Genomic DNA, 17,168 nt, shown 5'->3' with positions numbered 1-17,168 from the left:
TCTGCTGATGGCCCTGAGGGGCATATCGCCAAAAAAAGGCAGGAGGTGGGCCTTCTCGTAGCTTTTATAGGTTTTAAGGCTGCTTCCTTTCACGTTGGTTTTACGGTTTTTTATCCATGCTTCCATGGTCATATTTGATTGCATTTTATCGCTCCTTTGCTCTGTATTGCTGTCGTTATATTTTTTACCCAGCCCGCGCCGGGAGACCAAATAAAAAAACCCGGCCTGAAAATCTTCGGACCGGGCGGAGTGTTCTATTTTTCTTTTTTTCTTATAATATCCATGGGCTTGACGGGCTTATCCATCTTCATGGTGTAGAGCATTTTGGGGTGGGGGGTCGATTCGAGGGCGTTGCCTTTTTCGTCCTTCATCTCGCCCACCTGCTGGACGTAGTAGCCCTCCGGCGAGCCTGCCACCATGACCTCGACGGTTTCGCCCACCGTGGTTTTATTGCGCTGCTGGATGACGGCCTCGCAGGTTTCGGGGTCGTAGGACTGTACCACGCCGGCAAAGTCATAAAGTCTTGTGTAGCTGCTGGTGCCGTAATTTTGGTCATCGGCTGTGGTCTTATGCTCAAAGAAGCCGGTGGTGTAATTGCGGTGGCTGACCTTGCGCAGCTCCTGGAAATATTTGGGATCGACGGCGCTCTCCTCGGGATGGTCGTAATAATAATCGATGGCCTGGCGGTAGGCCTGTACCACGGTGGCCACATAGTAAAGGCTTTTCATGCGGCCCTCGATTTTCAGGCTGTCGATGCCTGCGTTTATGAGCTCTGGAATATGGTCGATAAGGCAGAGGTCCTTGGAATTAAAGATAAAGGAGCCGGTTTCGTCTTCCTCTATGCTAAAGTCCTCGTCTGGTCTTGTCTCCTCGATGAGGTGGTATTTCCATCGGCATGGGTGGGCGCAGTCGCCCTGGTTCGAGTTTCTGCCGGTCATGTAATGGCTCAGCAGGCAGCGGCCAGAATAGGAGATACACATGGCGCCGTGCACAAAGGTTTCGATCTCCATGTCGGCGGGTGTTTTTTCCACGATGGTCCGCATTTCCTCAAGGCTGAGCTCCCGGGCCAGCACGATGCGCCGGGCGCCCTGGTGATACCAGAACTCCACGGTTTTCCAGTTGGTATTGTTGGCCTGGGTACTGATGGAGACCTTGAGCTCTGGCTCGGTCTCACGCACAATGGCAAAAACGCCGGGGTCTGCCACCAGTACGGCATCTGCGCCCATGGCTTTCAGGGCATGAACATATTCTGGAAGCCCCTCCAGGTCGCGGTTGTGGGGGATCATGTTCAGGGTAACGTAGATGCGCTTGCCTCTTTCGTGGACATAACGGACAGCTTCCTCAAGCTCTTCCATTTCAAAGTTACCAGCCCCTGCCCTCAGGCCAAAGCGTTTTCCTGCACAGTAAACTGCATCGGCGCCGTAGTGCAGGGCATATCTCAATTTTTCAAAATTCCCCGCCGGGGCGAGCAATTCAGGTTTTTTTCTCAATTTATGTTCTCCTTCGTGATTTTCATCTCTATAGTATATAGCAAATTCCCATGAAATGCAAAAATAAAAAGCGCTCTGGCGAGCGCCTGATGATTGTGTTCTGAATTAGAAAATGTTATAATTATCCCACGGGACATTCGGTCCTTGTGGCACTGGCACGGTCTAATCCAGCCCCAGAAATGGGGGTGATGGGATGGATAGCAACCAATTAATACTTGTTTTAACGTTAATTGTGTTCATTCTTGAACTGATCCGAAATGGAAAAGACCGCTAGCGCCTGCAAGCCATAGCGGTCCAAACCTTTACACACAGGGGCGGGCCGTTGCCGGTGTCCCTTTTCTTCCTCTATTATATCATCCTAACTCAAAAGTTGCAATGTCTTTTCAGTATCAATAAAGCTATATTTCTTTTTCCTCAATTTTCTACTGCTTCATCCTCCGCAAAAACATCCTCATCGGTTGCATATTCACCTTTTCCATTCTCAATTGCCTTTTTAACGCTCACTGCCAATCCGTCACCCAGAGGCAGCACGGTGGTCATGAGTCTGGGATCGTGGCTGATGGCGTCCAGGTATTTTCGCATCCGCTTGACGATGGTGATCTTCCTGCGGATCACCAGCTCGTTGGTGGCGATCATACCCTTGTAGAGCACGTTGTCGGAAACGATGAGACCGCCGGGCTTTAAAAGCCGCAGGCAGTCCTCAAGCAGATGGATATAGTGTCCTTTGCCGCCGTCCAGAAAAATCATGTCAAAAGTTCCTGTAAGGCTGGCCGCTGTTTCCTGGGCGTCGCCCTGGATTAAGCGAATCCGCTTTTCATAGCCCATTTTGGCAATGTTTTCTCTGGCCTGGACAATCATGCGGTCGTCCCGTTCTACGGTGGTTACATGGCCGTCTTTACCCATGGCGTGGGCGAAAACTCCGGCGGAGTAGCCCACCGCTGTCCCAATTTCCAGTATGCTTTTGATCTGGTGGGTTTGAATCAGAATTTCCAGATAATTGCGCACCTCTGGAAAAATAATGGGCACATGATTGGTCTCTGCGATGAGCCGCAGCCGCTCAAGGAAGGGTGTCTCCCCCGGAAGCAGGCCGCGGATATAATCTTCTATGTAGTCTGGTACAATGTTACTCACGGTTTGTTACGCTTTCTAGTCGCCCATATACTTCTGAACATCGGCATTGTGGCCTTCCAGCGTCTCATTAAAATAGAGCTTGCCGGAGTCCATATCGGCTACGAAGAACAGGTAATTGGTCTGAGCCGGGTTGATGGCTGCATCGATGGAACTTTTTCCCGGAGAGCAGATGGGGCCGACGGGCAGGCCTAAATTTTGATAGGTATTGTAGGGTGAATCGATTTTGGTCTGTTCCTCGGTCAGTACCGCATGCTTTTTACCCAGTGCGTAGTCCACAGTAATGTCGGACTGCAGAGGCATATTCTGGGCGATACGGTTATAGAAAACGCTGGCGGCATTGGCCTTATCTTCAGGCAGCTTGGTTTCAAGCTCTACGATAGACGCCATAATGACAATCTCATCCACGCTTTTGCCCTTTTCGGTGGTCTGCTGCATAAAGTTCTGATTATAAACCTCGGTAAAACGGTCCAGCATTTTTTTCACAACGTCGGCTGCAGTGCTGCCAGGCTCGATCTCGTAGGTATCTGGGAACAGGTAGCCCTCAAGGGTCCGGTTCTTATCGTCTGGAATACTGCTCAAAATCGGATACAGGGCTTTGTATTCGCCCAGCTTCTTGGTTTCGCTGATAAAGGCCGCTGAGGTACAGATATTATGTTTTTCCAGTATCTGGGCCATCTCGTTGATATTCTTGCCCTCGGACAGGAGTACTGGGATCGCGCCGCTGTAGACATCACCGTCCAGCATCTTGTTCACTATGTCCGGGACGGACATGGCATGGTTCATTTCATAATTTCCGGCCTGCATGCCGCTTGTGCCACGGCTGTGGCGTCCCGCGTAGCTCTGGAAGACCATGGTGTTTTTAATCAAGCCCTGATCATAAAGAATCTCGCCAACGTCTTTGATGGTGGAGCCGTCTGGAATTTCGACGATCATGGTTTCTGTGCTGGTTCCTGTGGGTTCCAGCATGGCGTTGTAGAAGCTTCGTCCTGCAAAAATGGCGATAACGACAATCAGCACAACGGCCGCGATCACGATGGGCAGCTTGTACTTAAGTCCACCTTTTTTTCTTCTCACAGGTGCTTCCATTTCCTCTGCTTCTCTTCTCCGGCGTGTTTCGGCAGGCTGCTGCACCGGTCGTTTCTTTTTGGCAGTGCCCGGGCTGCCTGCCCTCTGGGCAGACTGGCCTTTTTTCTGGCCTGCAGCTCTCTGCTTCGGGGCGCCTGAGCCCGCCGGGCGGGTGGCTTCCCTGCGTTCCTGTGCTTTGCTGCCTTCTGCAGGGCGGCGTTTTACTGCTCCCTCTGCTGCCGGGCGCTGCTGTGTTTTTTTCTTTGGTGCTGTCTGGGTGCTTCCACCCGCGGGACGCTTGGCGTTTGCGCGCTTTTTATGCATCTCCACCTCGGTTGACTGGGCTGTCCACTTTTGTGTCTGACGGCCCTGTTTTTTAGGCTCCGAAGCCTCTTTCTTCGCTTCGCCCTGTGTTAATCTAATTTTCATTTACTCACCTCAATTACGGGGATTTACTCAAAAAAAGGGTACCTTGTTTTTTGGAAAGTACCCCTGGATTTATTTAGTTACTCTGCGTCTTCCTCGCCGCCAAACATGCCGCTCATGTCTAAATCAACGGCTTTGCTGATAATATCCATGATATCCTGGAAGACAATGCCAAAATACATCTGCGCCTGGAAGTATTCGGCAATAATCGGAATGCCCAGCACGGACGCTGTTAAGGAGTTGTAGGCTTCTACCTCTTCCTCTGTCAGCTCCTGGCCCATCATTTGTTTTGTCTGAAGGCCCATTTGCTTTTTCGCGTAATCCTGAGCCATTGCGTAATGTTCTTCGTCAGCCTTTAGCTTCAGCTCTGCTGCCTTAAAATTCTGATATTCGTTTGATTCTTTAAGAGCCTGGGCCAAATTGTTGGCTTCATCATATACGTTCATTCCCTAAGTTCCTTTCTTTTCGTTTAATCAACATTATAACACATCTTAGATCAAATTGTTACTAAATTTTTACAATTATAGTGATTATTTTAGAAAAAGCTCCAGATAATGGGAAAATTTTCCCATATTCTGAAGCTTAAGATTTCTAATTTCTATTTAATTTAAAAACTGTGAATTTACACTTCCATTAAAATCGGCAGGATCATTGGCTTCCGGTTTGTCTGGCTGTACAGGTAGCGGAACAGGGACTCTCGGATCTCGTTTTTAATGGAGCTCCAATCCACCACGCCTTTTTCTTCACAGGCCAGAAGGGCTTTTTTAACCTCGTCGCGGGCTGTGTTGATCAGCTCTTCCGATTCTCGTACATAGACGAAGCCCCTGGAGATAATATCTGGTCCTGAGATGGCCTTGCCCTTGTGCATGGTAACCACCACAATAAACAGGCCGTCCTCAGACAGGCGCTTACGGTCGTTTAGCACAATGTTTCCAATGTCGCCAACGCCCAGGCCGTCGACCAGCACAGGCTCTGCCTGTACCTTGCCGGTAATCTTGCAGCTTCGGTGGTCAACCTCCACGATGGACCCGTTTTCTGCAATAAAGATATTGCGTTTGTCGGTTCCCACACCTTCCGCAAGGGCGGCGTGGTGTACGAGCATCCGGGCCTCGCCGTGAACCGGTAAGAAAAATTTTGGCTTAACCAGTGTCTGGACCAGCTTTAATTCTTCCTGGCGGGCATGGCCGGATACGTGGATGTCCGCAAATTTTTTATAGACGACCTCTGAGCCCAGATCCACCAGCTTGTTAATGACTTCTGAGACCATCTTCTCATTCCCCGGGACCGGAGAAGCTGAGATAATAACCGTATCTTCTTTCTTAATGTTCAGGAAGCGGTGCTCGCCGTGGGCCATACGGCCAAGGGCTGCCATGGGCTCTCCCTGGCTGCCGGTGGTGATGATCACCAGCTCGCTGTCTTTATAGCTTTTCATATCCTTGATATCAATCAGGATGTTTTTAGGAATTTTCAGGTAGCCCAGGTCAGAGGCGACCTCTACCATGTTTTCCATGCTCCGGCCATTGATAATGACCTTGCGTTTATAACTGGCTGCCGCGTCGATGATCTGCTGGACACGGTGCACGTTTGATGCAAAGGTGGTGATGATGATCCGGTTTTTACACCCTCTGAACAGATTGTAGAAGGTGGCGCCAACGGAGCTTTCTGAAGGCGTAAAGCCTGCTTCCTCAACGTTGGTGCTGTCGGCCATGAGCAGATCGATGCCCTGGCTCCCCAGCTTGGCGATACGCTGTAAATCCATGATTTCGCCGTCGATGGGGTGATAGTCGATCTTAAAGTCCCCTGTGTGCAGGACGGTCGCTGCCGGTGTCTTGATATAAAGGGCAACGGAATCGGCAATACTGTGGTTAACCCGGATAAATTCGACTTCGAAACTACCCTTCTGCACTCTGTCGCCTGCCTTTACAATCTGACGGTCCACTTTGGTCGTCAGGCGGTGCTCAACAAGCTTTTTGTCGATGAGTCCCATGGTAAACTTGGTCGCGTAGATGGGAACTGTGATGCCGAGCTTCTTAACCAGATAGACAATCCCTCCGATGTGGTCCTCATGTCCGTGGGTGATAAAAAGCCCTTTCAGCTTATCGGCGTTTTCGACAATATAGCTGAAATCTGGCAGGACAATATCAATGCCGTACATTTCATCGTCTGGGAATTTTAAGCCGCAGTCTACGATGATCATCTCGTCCTTGTATTCGAAAACCGTCATGTTTTTTCCGATTTCACCAAGTCCCCCAATGGGAATCACTTTAAGCTTATCTTTATGCTTTGGCGGGTGGTTCCTTCTTTTGGACCGGTGGTTCTGACGATTCTGATTTCTATTTTCGTTTTTATTCTGTTGTGTTTCGATCAAAATAATCTCCTTTCATTATTTTATATCCGTCCGGCCGTGTCAAAACGGACCGGTATCTCTGAATCAATTGTAATTGTGTTTCCTCTGATGACACACCTTAGGGCGCGAACGACCAGGCCCTCTTCATACCCCTTTTTAAGGAGCCCTGAAAAAAGCGGATCGGTGGCAATATTGGGCGTAAAAAACTGGGCGTCCTCTCTTTGTACAACGAAGAGCACGCCAGCCTCGTAGCCTTCTGTATGCGCATGCATGAGTTCTTCCAGGTGTTTACAGCCCCGTTCGGTCGGGGCGTCTGGAAACATCGCCGCAGCGCCAACCACTAGGTTAGCGCTTTTCACTTCGTACAGGCAGGGGCGTCCCTCCCGCTCAAAAGCCAGATCAAAGCGGCTTTTGCCGTAGGTTACTTCCCTTTTAAGCTGACAGACATCCGGGGCTTTTTCCATAAACTCAAAGGCAAGCGCGTTGGCCATGGTCGAGTGTATGCAGACCCATGTGCTTTTGTACCATACTGTCAGCAGCGTAAAATCCGTCTTTCTCTTTGGCGACGGATTAAAAGCCATTTGAACCCGGGCGCCGGGCACGAGAAGCTCGCGCATCCGGCCGGTATTTGCTACGTGCGCCGTAATTTCACGTGGGGCGCTGTCCGTATCGATCATAACCCGGGCAATAAATCGGTTAGGCCTGGAGATGAATTCCCCCTCAACGATGGGGAAGCTGCTCAGCTCCATTATTATTCCTGATGGTCTCCGCCGCAGCCGCAGCCGCAACCGCATTCTTCGTCATCGTCGTCTTCTTCCATCAGCTGTTCGTAGGTCTGTTCGATCAGTGCGAATTCTTCTTCGCTTTCGACTGGGTAAAGGGTTTCTTCACCATTTTCATCCTCGCGGATTACGAATGGGAATACATCTTCGCTTTCTTCGTCTTCTGCTAAGAGGACATAGGTTTTGTCTTCAATGTCAAAGCTGATCACCAGCTCAAATACGCGTTCTACACCGTCTTCGTCTAATAATGTAATTTTGTTGTCTTCCATGTTTAAATACCTCGTTTTCTTTAAATTTAGTTTATATTATTATGCTTAATTCAGCTTTAATATCCTTTATTTGTGTGCTCACCGCTGTCCAGATAGACCTGCAGGATCATCTGGGCTGCCAGGGTATCGATGTACTCCTTGCGCTTTTCACGCCGCACGCCGCCTTCGATCAAAACCCGTTCGGAGGCTTTTGATGTCAGTCTTTCGTCAATATAGACAACCTCCAGATTCAGCCGTTTTTTTAAGAACTGGCAGAAATTGCGTGTCTTACGGGCCTGAGCGGTCTCATTTCCTTCCATGTCCCTGGGCAGTCCGGATACCAGGGTGGTCACGTTAAACTGCTCCACAACATCTGTAAAAAAGGCCAGATCATCGTCACGCGTTTTGCGTTTCCAGGTTCTGTAACCCTGGGCGGTTATGCCAAGCGGATCACTGACTGCGATACCAATATATTTATCCCCGACGTCAAGGCCGAGTATGCGTTTTGTTGCCATAAATTTTTCTCTTTCCAGTTTTATACCCAAAGTCAGCAGGTTCAATACTAAATAACTTTTATGCAAAAAAGCGGACAATAGGCCGCACAATAACAGCAGGTCAAACACTTTGAATGATCCACCTGTGCTTTTCCATCAATAATTGTGAGCGCTTTCTGGCTGCAATGGGCGGCGCATTCGCCGCAGCCCTCGCACCAATCGCTGATATGCAGGCTTTTTTTCGCGCCTGCCACGCGTTTTGCAAGCGCTGCCTCGATGGGCTCTCCGTTTATCTTGGCCGCATTGTAACGCACCTCGTCAACGGACTGCATGCCAAAGGCGATGGCGTCCAGGGTTTCCAGACCCAGGATATAATCGAAGCAGGCCTCCTTGCTGGCCAGCAGGTTACCGCCGCCCAGTGGCTTCATGCCAAAAACGCCCTTTCCGGCCTGTTTAGCCTTCAGAATCGCGGCTTCCATATCCTCACGGCTTCCGTCCTCGATGCCAATACCCGTTAGGTTAATGAGGGGAAAAACGACTTCGATCTCGTTAAAATCCACTGCATCGCGAACGCCCTCAACCCGGTGGGTCGAGATGCCAAAGGCGCGTATCACGCCCTTCTCTTTCATTTTCAGAAGATACTCAATGGCTTCCCAGTGTCCCTCAAAGGTCAGTCGGCTCTCCTGCTCATGCAGCATATAAATATCAACATAGTCCCGTCCCAGCTCACGTAAAGCTCTGTCCAGGCTTTTGGCTACACCCTCGGCCGAGTAATCATAGGATTTGGTACAGATGACCAGATCCTTTTTAATCTCCAATGCCTGCCTGAGGTAAGGGTAGCAGTTATACAGGTCGGCCGTATCAAAAAAATTGATTCCGGCCTCCAGAGCCGCTTCGATGATCGGGCGGCTTTCTTCCAGTGTTTTGTTTTTCTGCAGCGGGCCAATGGTCAGGCTTCCAAAGCAGAGCCTTGAAACCTCGATCCCCGTCTGTCCCAGTTTGCGATATTCCATCATTCGTCGTTTCCTGTTTATTTCTATTGGAAAAAAGACCCACGGCTCCCCTTTACAATAGAAATAAAAAGTCTTAGGCAAACTGTCAAAATTCGCCTAAGACCTGTGTTCATCTATAAGCTCGTTATTCTTGAATACTGCTCAAATAGCGTTTTACCAGCTCTTCAAGAAGTTCATCGCGTTCGATTTTCTGGATTAAGTTACGGGCGTCATTATGGCTCGTGATATAAGTCGGATCGCCAGACATAACATAACCAACGATTTGATTAACGGGATTATATCCTTTTTCGATCAGTGCCTTGTTGACTTCCTGCATGACTTCATCAATTGTTTTGGCTTTATCGTTGTTCACGTCAAACAAGATGGTCCCTCGATCAAATACTGTATTGCTATCCATTTTGCCATTCCTCCTCTTTACTGGTCTACGCCTATTTTAACGCAATAACCTTCAAAAGACAAGCTTTTTTTCTTGAAAACCCTTAGTCAAGCTGATTCTTGATGATTTCTTTAGCTTTTTCTAAGGCTTCGCCCAGTTTTTCGGGCTTTTTGCCACCAGCCTGAGCCATATCCGGGCGTCCGCCGCCGCCGCCGCCTGCAATCTGCGCTACTTCCTTAATAAGCTTGCCGGCGTGGAAACCCTTATCGAGAATATCCTTGGTGGCTGTAGCGATAAAGTTTACCTTTTCCTTACCCTTGGTGCCGAGCAGCACAATACCGGAGCCCATTCGGTCCTTAAGCATGTCGCTGATGTTGCGGAGCTCTTCCATATCCACTCCTTCAACCTCTGCGATGGTGGTCTGTACGCCGTCGATCACGGTCACCTTCTGATGGATATCCATCACCATATTGCCGGCAAATTTATGCTTGAGCTCGTTGATGATTTTTTCTTTATGCTTGCTCTGTTCAGACAGCTCGGTAACCTTTTCCAGAAGATGGTCTGGGTTGGTCTTTAAGGCTTCCGCGGTTTCGAGCAGGGTGTCATCCATCTGCTCAACATGATAAACGGCGTTCATGCCTGTGGCCGCTTCGATACGGCGGATGCCGGCTGCGACGCCGGTTTCGCTCAGGATTTTAAACATCCCGACCTGGGCGGAGTTCGTGATATGGCAGCCGCCGCAGAGCTCGATGCTGAAATCTCCAACCTTGACAACGCGGACAACCTCGCCGTATTTTTCACCGAAAAGAGCCATCGCGCCCATGGAGCGGGCGTCGTCGATGCTGGTTTCAAAAATGGCGACATCCATGGCTTCCAGAATCGCCTTATTGACGATTTCCTCTACCTGACGTTTTTCTTCGTGAGTCATTGGCTGGAAATGGTTAAAGTCAAAACGGAGGCGTTCTGGCGATACAAAGGAGCCTGCCTGTTCAACATGGTCACCCAGCACCTGCTTCAGCGCTTTCTGGAGCAAATGGGTCGAGGTATGGTTTCTCTGGGTAGCGGCGCGCAGCTCACGGTTGACCTTTGTCGTAACCTCTTCGCCCATTTTAAAGGTTCCAGAAACCACCTTGCCATAATGGATATGGCGGCTCAGGCTGCCCTTTTTACAGTCGGTTACTTCGATCACGCTGTCGCCGGATACGATCTGGCCTTTATCGCCAACCTGTCCGCCGCTTTCAGCATAGAACGAGGTTTTGTCAAGCAGCACCAGAACATCCTCACCAGCGTGTACTTCGCTCACCAGCTCTTCACCTGCGATCAGGCCAATGATTTTTCCGGTTGCTTCCAGATTGTCATAGCCTACGAATTCAACCAGCGCGTCTGGTCCCAGCGGGTTAAAGGGATCGTCTGCCCAGACAGCCAGGTCACTTTCGGCACGGGCCTTCCGCGCGCGCTCACGCTGCTCCTGCATGGCTTCTTCAAATTCACTGGCGATCAAGGTCAGGCCGCGTTCCTCTACAATTTCCTTAGTCAGGTCATAGGGGAAGCCGTAGGTGTCGTATAATTTAAAGGCGCCTTGTCCGGGGAATACCTTTTCTTCCTGTGCGATCAGGCTGTCCAGCTCTTTTTCGAGCAGGCTCAGGCCCTGGTCGATGGTTTCTTTAAAACGTTCTTCCTCAATTTTTATGAGCTTCTGAATGTAATCCTGCTTTTCTGCCAGCTCCGGATAAGCGCCAGACGAAACGCGAACCACTTCCTTGGCCACATCATAAAGGAAAAGCTCCTGCATACCAAGCAGCTTGCCGTGGCGGGCGGCACGTCTCAGGAGACGTCTCAGAACATAGCCACGGCCTTCGTTACCCGGCATAACGCCGTCAGCGATCATAAAGGTAACGCTGCGGACATGGTCGGTAATAACGCGGATGGAAACATCGTCCTGTGTGTTTTCGCCGTATTTTACACCGGCCTTTTTACAGATATAGTTTAAAATATGGCCGATGGTATCAATCTCGAAAATATTGTCAACACCCTGCATAATGGTGGCCAGACGTTCCAGGCCCATGCCGGTATCGATATTTGGGTTGGCCAGCGGGTTGTAGTTGCCTTCCTCGTCCTTGTCAAACTGGGTGAATACCAGGTTCCAGAACTCAACATAACGGTCGCACTCGCAGCCCGGAGCGCAGTCTGGGCTGCCGCAGCCATATTCTTCTCCGCGGTCATAGTAAAGCTCGGAGCAGGGGCCGCATGGTCCCAGTCCGTGTTCCCAGAAGTTGTCTTCTTTTCCGAGACGGACGATCCGTTCTTCCGGCACGCCGATTTCGTCATGCCAGATATCATGGGCTTCGTCATCGTCTAAATAGATGGAGACATAGATTTTTTCCGGGTCCATTTCCATGACCTCGGTACAGAATTCCCATGCCCATGGAATGGCTTCATTTTTAAAGTAATCTCCAAAGGAAAAGTTGCCGAGCATTTCAAAGAAGGTACCGTGGCGGGCGGTTTTTCCCACATTTTCAATGTCTGGGGTACGGATACACTTCTGGCAGGTGGTTACCCGTTTTCTCGGCGGAATCTCATCGCCTGTAAAATAAGGCTTCATCGGAGCCATCCCGGAGTTGATCAAAAGCAGACTCTTGTCATTGATCGGCACCAGTGGAAAGCTCTTTAATCTTAAATGTCCTTTGCTCTCAAAGAACGCTAAAAACTTTTCACGAATTTCGTTTAAACCTAAAGGTTGCATGTTTTCGTTCTCCCTTTTATGAATTTGTTTTTGTTTATACTTGATGCTTTGAGTAAAAAAATAAAACTCCGCCCCTGCAAACAGGGACGAAGTTGATTTCCGCGGTACCACCCAAATTAGCAAAGCGGCGCTTTGCTCACTCAAACAAATAACGGTCTGTCAGCCGTCGGTTCTTACACTCTCCTGATTTCAGAACCGCTGCTCAAATGGGGCGGCCTTATCACTTCCATGGAAACTCACACCAACCGTTCCCTCTCTGAATGGTCTGTCATAAGGTTGTCATTCTCATTGCATTCATATTTACTTAACATTCAAATTATATGTAATGTTTTCGCTTTTGTCAAGCCTTATTCTGAATTGCCTGTCAATATTCTTTTACCTGAGCATTTCACCCTTGGAGGATGCAAAACCGGCGATCAAATACTTCATGACAACCTTGACCGTTCCCATGATCGGTACTGCCAGAATCATACCCAAACCGCCAAACATGGCGCCAAAGAAAAAGATAGAAAAAATAATGACAACCGGGTGCAGCCCAACGTTGCCGGACATGAGCGCCGGCGCCAGCAGATTGCCGCACACCACCTGGACAACGGCCATCCAAATCAGGATATAAACCATCTGTATCGGGCTTGACAGCAGCGCCATCACGCAGATCACCACCATTCCCACCGCCGGACCAAAATAAGGGATCATGGTCGTAACCCCCGCAATCACACCGATGACCGGCGCGTAGGGCAGCCCCATAAAGTAAGCGCCCACACCTGTCAGAATCCCGGCGATAATGGACATGAGCCCCTGTCCACGGATAAAGCCGCCGATAACCATATCGATGTCATAAAACATTTTCTTTACCTGATTTCTGGCGTCAATGGGCACCAGATACATGAGGGACTGGGTGAATACCTCCTTGTCCAGCAGGAGGAAAATGGTCACCAGTGGAACGATAACGATGTTCATCAGCTGGCCGCTGTTGGCGATAAGGGCATTGGATAAGCCCTGCAGCATACTGCCGAACATGCCAGCCACCTGAGACAGACTTTGTTCAAGATTAAAGTATTTCGACATATCTGAAGCGTTGTATTTCTGAATAAATTCAGATATCTGCCCGCTGTAATTCTGCAAATTCTGGAGCATTGACGGAATGTTTGTCACCATCTGGGCAATGTTGCTGATCAGGCTGGGCACAAAGCTCATAAAAACGCCGAACAAAATCAAAAGGACAATGACGCAGACAAAAAGAACGGACAACCCGCGACCAAAGCCCCGGCGTTCAAAGATCCTGACCAACGGGTTTAGGAGGTAGGCCAAAATAATGGCCATAAAAAATGGCATGAACATTCCCGAAAAGGTGGGCCATAAAAATACCGCAAAAAGGATGCAGATCAAAACCACAATGGTGTTGACCATCAAAATTCGTTTTTTATCCGGTGATATTTTCATGATGTTCCTCCCCCAAAACCTTTTCCAGAATACCGCCCTCCCGGTGCGTCCGGTCCATTTCCAGCATATCTCTGTCGTAATTCAGGCTTTTATCATGGTATGTCATATGTTCTGCGGCCACAAGGCTGTAGCCGTAGTCCAGATCGTCAAAAAAGCTGCGTGACAAATCATATTCCTGAACCTTAAAATCCTTGGAGACCGTCGCATCTGCGACTTTGGCAAAGCGCTTGCCATCCACATCCTTTACCGGTGTGTTCACGATCGAATAGCTGTCCGCAAGCCGCGCCTTCATTTCTTTTGCGGAGAGCTTGGTGATGCCCTTGTCCCCGCCCAGTGTTACATGGTCATAGTCCACTTCGATGATATCTGAAGGAAAAATAATCTGTGCTTTGCTGAACAGGCCGCCCTCCGAGAGAACCAGGCAGTCAATTTTGTGGTCCCGAACTCTTATGTCGCGCACAAGCCCCCGAAGCCGTGTGTCATTTTCAAGAAACACCTGGGTATTTAATAAATTACTGGCTTTCATTTTTTCACCTTTCTATATAAACTTTGTTGCTTCTGTCGCTGGCTTTATTATAGCACATCCGCAAGCGCATTGTCTTGAGAGAATGCTCAAGAATTCTTCAAATCCAAAGGTCACTCTTCTTTCTTTAAAAGCTTTCGCGGGTCTATGTCCCTCTGGCTCAGACGATGGTTGACTGTCTGGCCGGTCAATGTATAGAGTACTGAGAAGAGCGGGATCATCACAATGATGCCTAGAATCCCAAAAGCTCCTCCGCCAATGGTGACCGCGGCCAGAATCCAAAGCGGGGACAAGCCAATGGAGCTGCCCACAACATGGGGGTAGATCAGGTTGCCCTCGACATGCTGTACGATGAAGCAGGCAATCACAAAAATCAACGCCTTGACCGGGCTCAGGGTCAAGATGAGAAACGCCCCCAGACAGCAGGCCACAATGGCGCCAAAGACAGGGATCAGCGAAAACAGACCGATCAGCACTGCAATGGTCAGGGCATATGGCATCTGCAAAAGCGATAATACAATGGTATAAATGACTGTTAAAATCAGGGCTTCAATGCACTGTCCTGAAACAAAATGACTGAAGGTTTTCTGGGTAAGGCTGGCAATTTCCAAAATCCGGTCAACGCGCCTTTCCGGCAGATAGGCGTACAGAAGCTTTCTGGTTTGAAGCCCCAGCCTTTCTTTCTGGAACAAAAGGTAAACCGCCACCACCAGGCCGATCACCGTATGAAAAACACCGCCTGCTACCGAGGCTGCCACGTTCAGCGTTGTGTTTAAAAATCCCGCAGCGCCGCCCCTGAAAAAGGAAAACAGGTTTTTGCTGAGCATGTCCCAGTTCAGACTTTCAAGCCCACCGGTATCCAGCTTCTGTATAAAAGCAGAAATCTCTGAATGCTCGCCGAGAATGCGGACCGCCCAGCTCTGAAAGCTTGCAAGAACCGATGGAAAGTTCTTTGCAAAGAGTAATACAGCGTTTACCAGCTCCGGCAGCACGAGAAAGATAACCAGGGCCACAATACCAAGAAGAATTAAAAATGCCATCAGGATACTCAGAGGTCGCCGCAGTTTTTGGACACGCTTTCCCTTTAGGCGCTTTTTTGTAAACAGACGCCTTTCCATGAGGCTCATGGGTATATTTAAGACAAAGGCAATGCCAGCGCCGATGATAAAGGGGGAAACTAATCCCAGAAGCCCGAGAAACGCCCCCCACACTGCGTCGATATTCTTAAGTCCCGCCCATAAAATCAGCGCCAGAATAATGAGCCCGATTAAGGTCCGTTTTGTTTTTTGGTTCATCTCCATTACCATTCCCTCTTTCTTTTGCTGAATCTTGCACCATCACGAGTTGCTTATTTTTTAATACCCTTTTTTAATGTCCTGTCAACAAAAGGATTTCTCATAAATAAAAAAACGCCTTTCATGATTGAAAAGCGTTTTGGATCATAGGCTTATGCGCTGTGCTTTGATTTATAATCTTCGATAGCAGCCTGAATGGCTTCAGCCGCTAAAACAGAGCAGTGGATTTTTTCAGTCGGAAGTCCGCCAAGGGCTTCCACTACTTCTGAGTTTTTCAGGGCGGCGGCTTCTTCAACGGTTTTACCCTTGATCATTTCTGTGGCCATACTACTGGTCGCAATGGCGGCGCCGCAGCCAAAGGTCTTAAAGCTGGCGTCTTCAACAATGCCGTCATCGTTTATTTTTAAATACATTTTCATAATATCGCCACAGGCAGGGCTGCCTACCTGGCCGATTCCGTTTGCGTCTTCCATTTCCCCGACATTTTTAGGGTTTTGGAAGTTTTCCATTACTTTATCTGTATATTCCATCATGATTTTATTCTCCTTATCTATCTGTTATTTTTCATCATTCTCAGTGATGATGGTGGTGGTCATGGTCATAAACGGCGTCATCAATCGGGCTGTTGGCGTCAATGGGTGACATTTTTCTCAGCCGTTCAATAATATCGACAAGATTGTCGACGACGTAATGAATATCCTCCATGGTGGTGTGCTTGCCAATGGTCAGTCTCAGGGAGCCGTGGGCAATCCCAGCCGGCAGTCCAATGGCCAGCAGTACGTGCGACGGGTCCAGAGAGCCTGAGGTACAGGCCGACCCGCTTGAGCCCGCAACGCCAATCAGGTCAAGACTTAAGAGAATGGATTCCCCTTCAATATAGTCAAAGCAGAAATTGGCATTCCCCGGAAGACGCTTGGTCGGATGCCCATTTAAACGCACCTGAGGAATTTTCTCCATTACACCCTTGATCAGAGCGTCTCTGAGCTCCTGTAAATGGGCTGTATTGGCTTCAAGGTCATTGGCTGCCATTTCCGCAGCCTTGCCAAATCCGACGATGGATGCAGTGTTTTCTGTACCGGCGCGGCGTCTTCTTTCCTGCGCGCCACCGTGGATCAGATTGTCGATCGGTACACCCTTTCGGATATATAAAGCGCCGATTCCCTTCGGTCCATAGATTTTATGACTGGAGAGGGATAACAAGTCCACATTCAAATCTTTTACGTCAATGGGAACATTGCCGAAGGCCTGCACTGCGTCGGTATGGAAGATGATCCCCTTAGCCTTGACAATTTCTCCGATTTCTTTAATGGGTTCAATGGTGCCGATCTCGTTGTTGGCAAACATGATTGAAACCAGAATGGTTTCATCCTTGATGGCGTTCTTGAGATCGTCCAGTGAAATAAGTCCGTCCGCATCAACCGGAAGGTAGGTGACCTCAAAGCCTTCCTTTTCAAGGTATTCACAGGTGTGAAGCACTGCGTGGTGCTCGATTTCTGTGGTGATGATGTGGTTTCCCTTTTTTCTGTTTTTTAAAGCCACACCCTTGATGGCCCAGTTGTCCGATTCGGAGCCGCCGGCTGTAAAGTAAATTTCTTTCGGGTCTGCGTTAATGGCCTGGGCAAGCTGTAATCTGGCAGCTTCCACGCCGCGCTTGGCTTCCCGGCCCTCTTTATAAATAGAGGATGGGTTTCCGTATTTTTCTGTAAAATATGGCAGCATTTCTGCCAAAACCGCTTCGTCAACGGCTGTTGTCGCCGCGTTATCTAAATAGATTCTTTTCATAAAAAGCCTC

16 protein-coding genes, 1 pseudogene and 1 other annotated feature are annotated in these 17,168 nt (G+C 49.1%); all 17 genes and pseudogenes read right to left on the bottom strand.

Annotated features, from left to right (window positions below):
* Positions 1–126 (bottom strand): annotated as a pseudogene (locus DW091_RS15960) (N-terminal phage integrase SAM-like domain-containing protein); the annotation flags it as partial.
* Positions 127–254: 128 nt separating this feature from the next.
* A complete protein-coding gene (locus DW091_RS15955; protein WP_118518650.1) occupies positions 255–1,490 on the bottom strand; it encodes a U32 family peptidase in 1,236 nt (411 codons plus the stop codon).
* A gap of 414 nt (positions 1,491–1,904) precedes the next feature.
* Positions 1,905–2,621, bottom strand: coding sequence for an O-methyltransferase (locus DW091_RS15950; RefSeq protein ID WP_224168824.1), 717 nt, complete (start codon positions 2,619–2,621; stop codon positions 1,905–1,907).
* A gap of 15 nt (positions 2,622–2,636) precedes the next feature.
* Positions 2,637–4,115 carry an endolytic transglycosylase MltG gene (mltG, locus tag DW091_RS15945; RefSeq protein WP_118518649.1) on the bottom strand — a complete coding sequence of 493 codons (1,479 nt, stop codon included), beginning with the start codon at positions 4,113–4,115 and terminating at the stop codon, positions 2,637–2,639.
* A gap of 77 nt (positions 4,116–4,192) precedes the next feature.
* Complete coding sequence (locus tag DW091_RS15940) at positions 4,193–4,558, bottom strand: YlbF family regulator (protein WP_013381998.1); 366 nt, start codon at positions 4,556–4,558, stop codon at positions 4,193–4,195.
* 176 nt (positions 4,559–4,734) lie between these two features.
* Positions 4,735–6,480, bottom strand: a complete 1,746-nt coding sequence (locus DW091_RS15935; RefSeq protein ID WP_058693622.1) for a ribonuclease J — start codon at positions 6,478–6,480, stop codon at positions 4,735–4,737.
* A 20-nt stretch (positions 6,481–6,500) separates the two neighbouring features.
* The gene (sfsA, locus tag DW091_RS15930; protein WP_158577917.1) at positions 6,501–7,208 is read right to left on the bottom strand and encodes a DNA/RNA nuclease SfsA; all 708 of its coding nucleotides are present in this window, start codon (positions 7,206–7,208) and stop codon (positions 6,501–6,503) included.
* Positions 7,209–7,210: 2 nt separating this feature from the next.
* Positions 7,211–7,510: a DUF1292 domain-containing protein gene (locus DW091_RS15925; protein ID WP_058693620.1), complete on the bottom strand. Its 300-nt coding sequence runs from the start codon at positions 7,508–7,510 to the stop codon at positions 7,211–7,213.
* A gap of 56 nt (positions 7,511–7,566) precedes the next feature.
* Complete coding sequence (gene ruvX / locus DW091_RS15920; protein WP_058693619.1) at positions 7,567–8,004, bottom strand: Holliday junction resolvase RuvX; 438 nt, start codon at positions 8,002–8,004, stop codon at positions 7,567–7,569.
* Positions 8,005–8,051: 47 nt separating this feature from the next.
* Positions 8,052–8,996 carry an aldo/keto reductase gene (locus tag DW091_RS15915; protein WP_058696337.1) on the bottom strand — a complete coding sequence of 315 codons (945 nt, stop codon included), beginning with the start codon at positions 8,994–8,996 and terminating at the stop codon, positions 8,052–8,054.
* A gap of 124 nt (positions 8,997–9,120) precedes the next feature.
* Complete coding sequence (locus tag DW091_RS15910) at positions 9,121–9,393, bottom strand: IreB family regulatory phosphoprotein (protein WP_013382004.1); 273 nt, start codon at positions 9,391–9,393, stop codon at positions 9,121–9,123.
* An 82-nt stretch (positions 9,394–9,475) separates the two neighbouring features.
* Positions 9,476–12,115: an alanine--tRNA ligase gene (gene alaS, locus DW091_RS15905; protein ID WP_058693618.1), complete on the bottom strand. Its 2,640-nt coding sequence runs from the start codon at positions 12,113–12,115 to the stop codon at positions 9,476–9,478.
* Positions 12,116–12,194: 79 nt separating this feature from the next.
* Positions 12,195–12,413: a binding site (T-box leader), on the bottom strand.
* Between the two features lie 77 nt (positions 12,414–12,490).
* Entirely contained in the window at positions 12,491–13,558 is a 1,068-nt protein-coding gene (locus DW091_RS15900) for an AI-2E family transporter (RefSeq protein WP_058693617.1), read from the bottom strand.
* Positions 13,539–14,084, bottom strand: a complete 546-nt coding sequence (locus DW091_RS15895; RefSeq protein ID WP_058693616.1) for a hypothetical protein — start codon at positions 14,082–14,084, stop codon at positions 13,539–13,541. Before DW091_RS15895 ends, DW091_RS15900 begins: the two co-directional genes overlap by 20 nt.
* 110 nt (positions 14,085–14,194) lie before the next feature.
* Positions 14,195–15,376: an AI-2E family transporter gene (locus DW091_RS15890; RefSeq protein ID WP_224168823.1), complete on the bottom strand. Its 1,182-nt coding sequence runs from the start codon at positions 15,374–15,376 to the stop codon at positions 14,195–14,197.
* Positions 15,377–15,528: 152 nt separating this feature from the next.
* Entirely contained in the window at positions 15,529–15,906 is a 378-nt protein-coding gene (gene nifU / locus DW091_RS15885) for a Fe-S cluster assembly scaffold protein NifU (protein ID WP_224168826.1), read from the bottom strand.
* 43 nt (positions 15,907–15,949) lie between these two features.
* Positions 15,950–17,158 carry a cysteine desulfurase NifS gene (nifS, locus tag DW091_RS15880; RefSeq protein WP_074617507.1) on the bottom strand — a complete coding sequence of 403 codons (1,209 nt, stop codon included), beginning with the start codon at positions 17,156–17,158 and terminating at the stop codon, positions 15,950–15,952.
* Between the last annotated feature and the right edge of the window lie 10 nt (positions 17,159–17,168).

It is taken from the genome of Eubacterium sp. AM05-23, from assembly GCF_003477535.1.
Classification (GTDB): Bacteria; Bacillota; Clostridia; order Eubacteriales; family Eubacteriaceae; genus Eubacterium; species Eubacterium maltosivorans.
The sequence above is the reverse complement of the archived record's forward strand: the minus strand, read 5'-3'. Positions and strand labels throughout refer to the sequence as shown.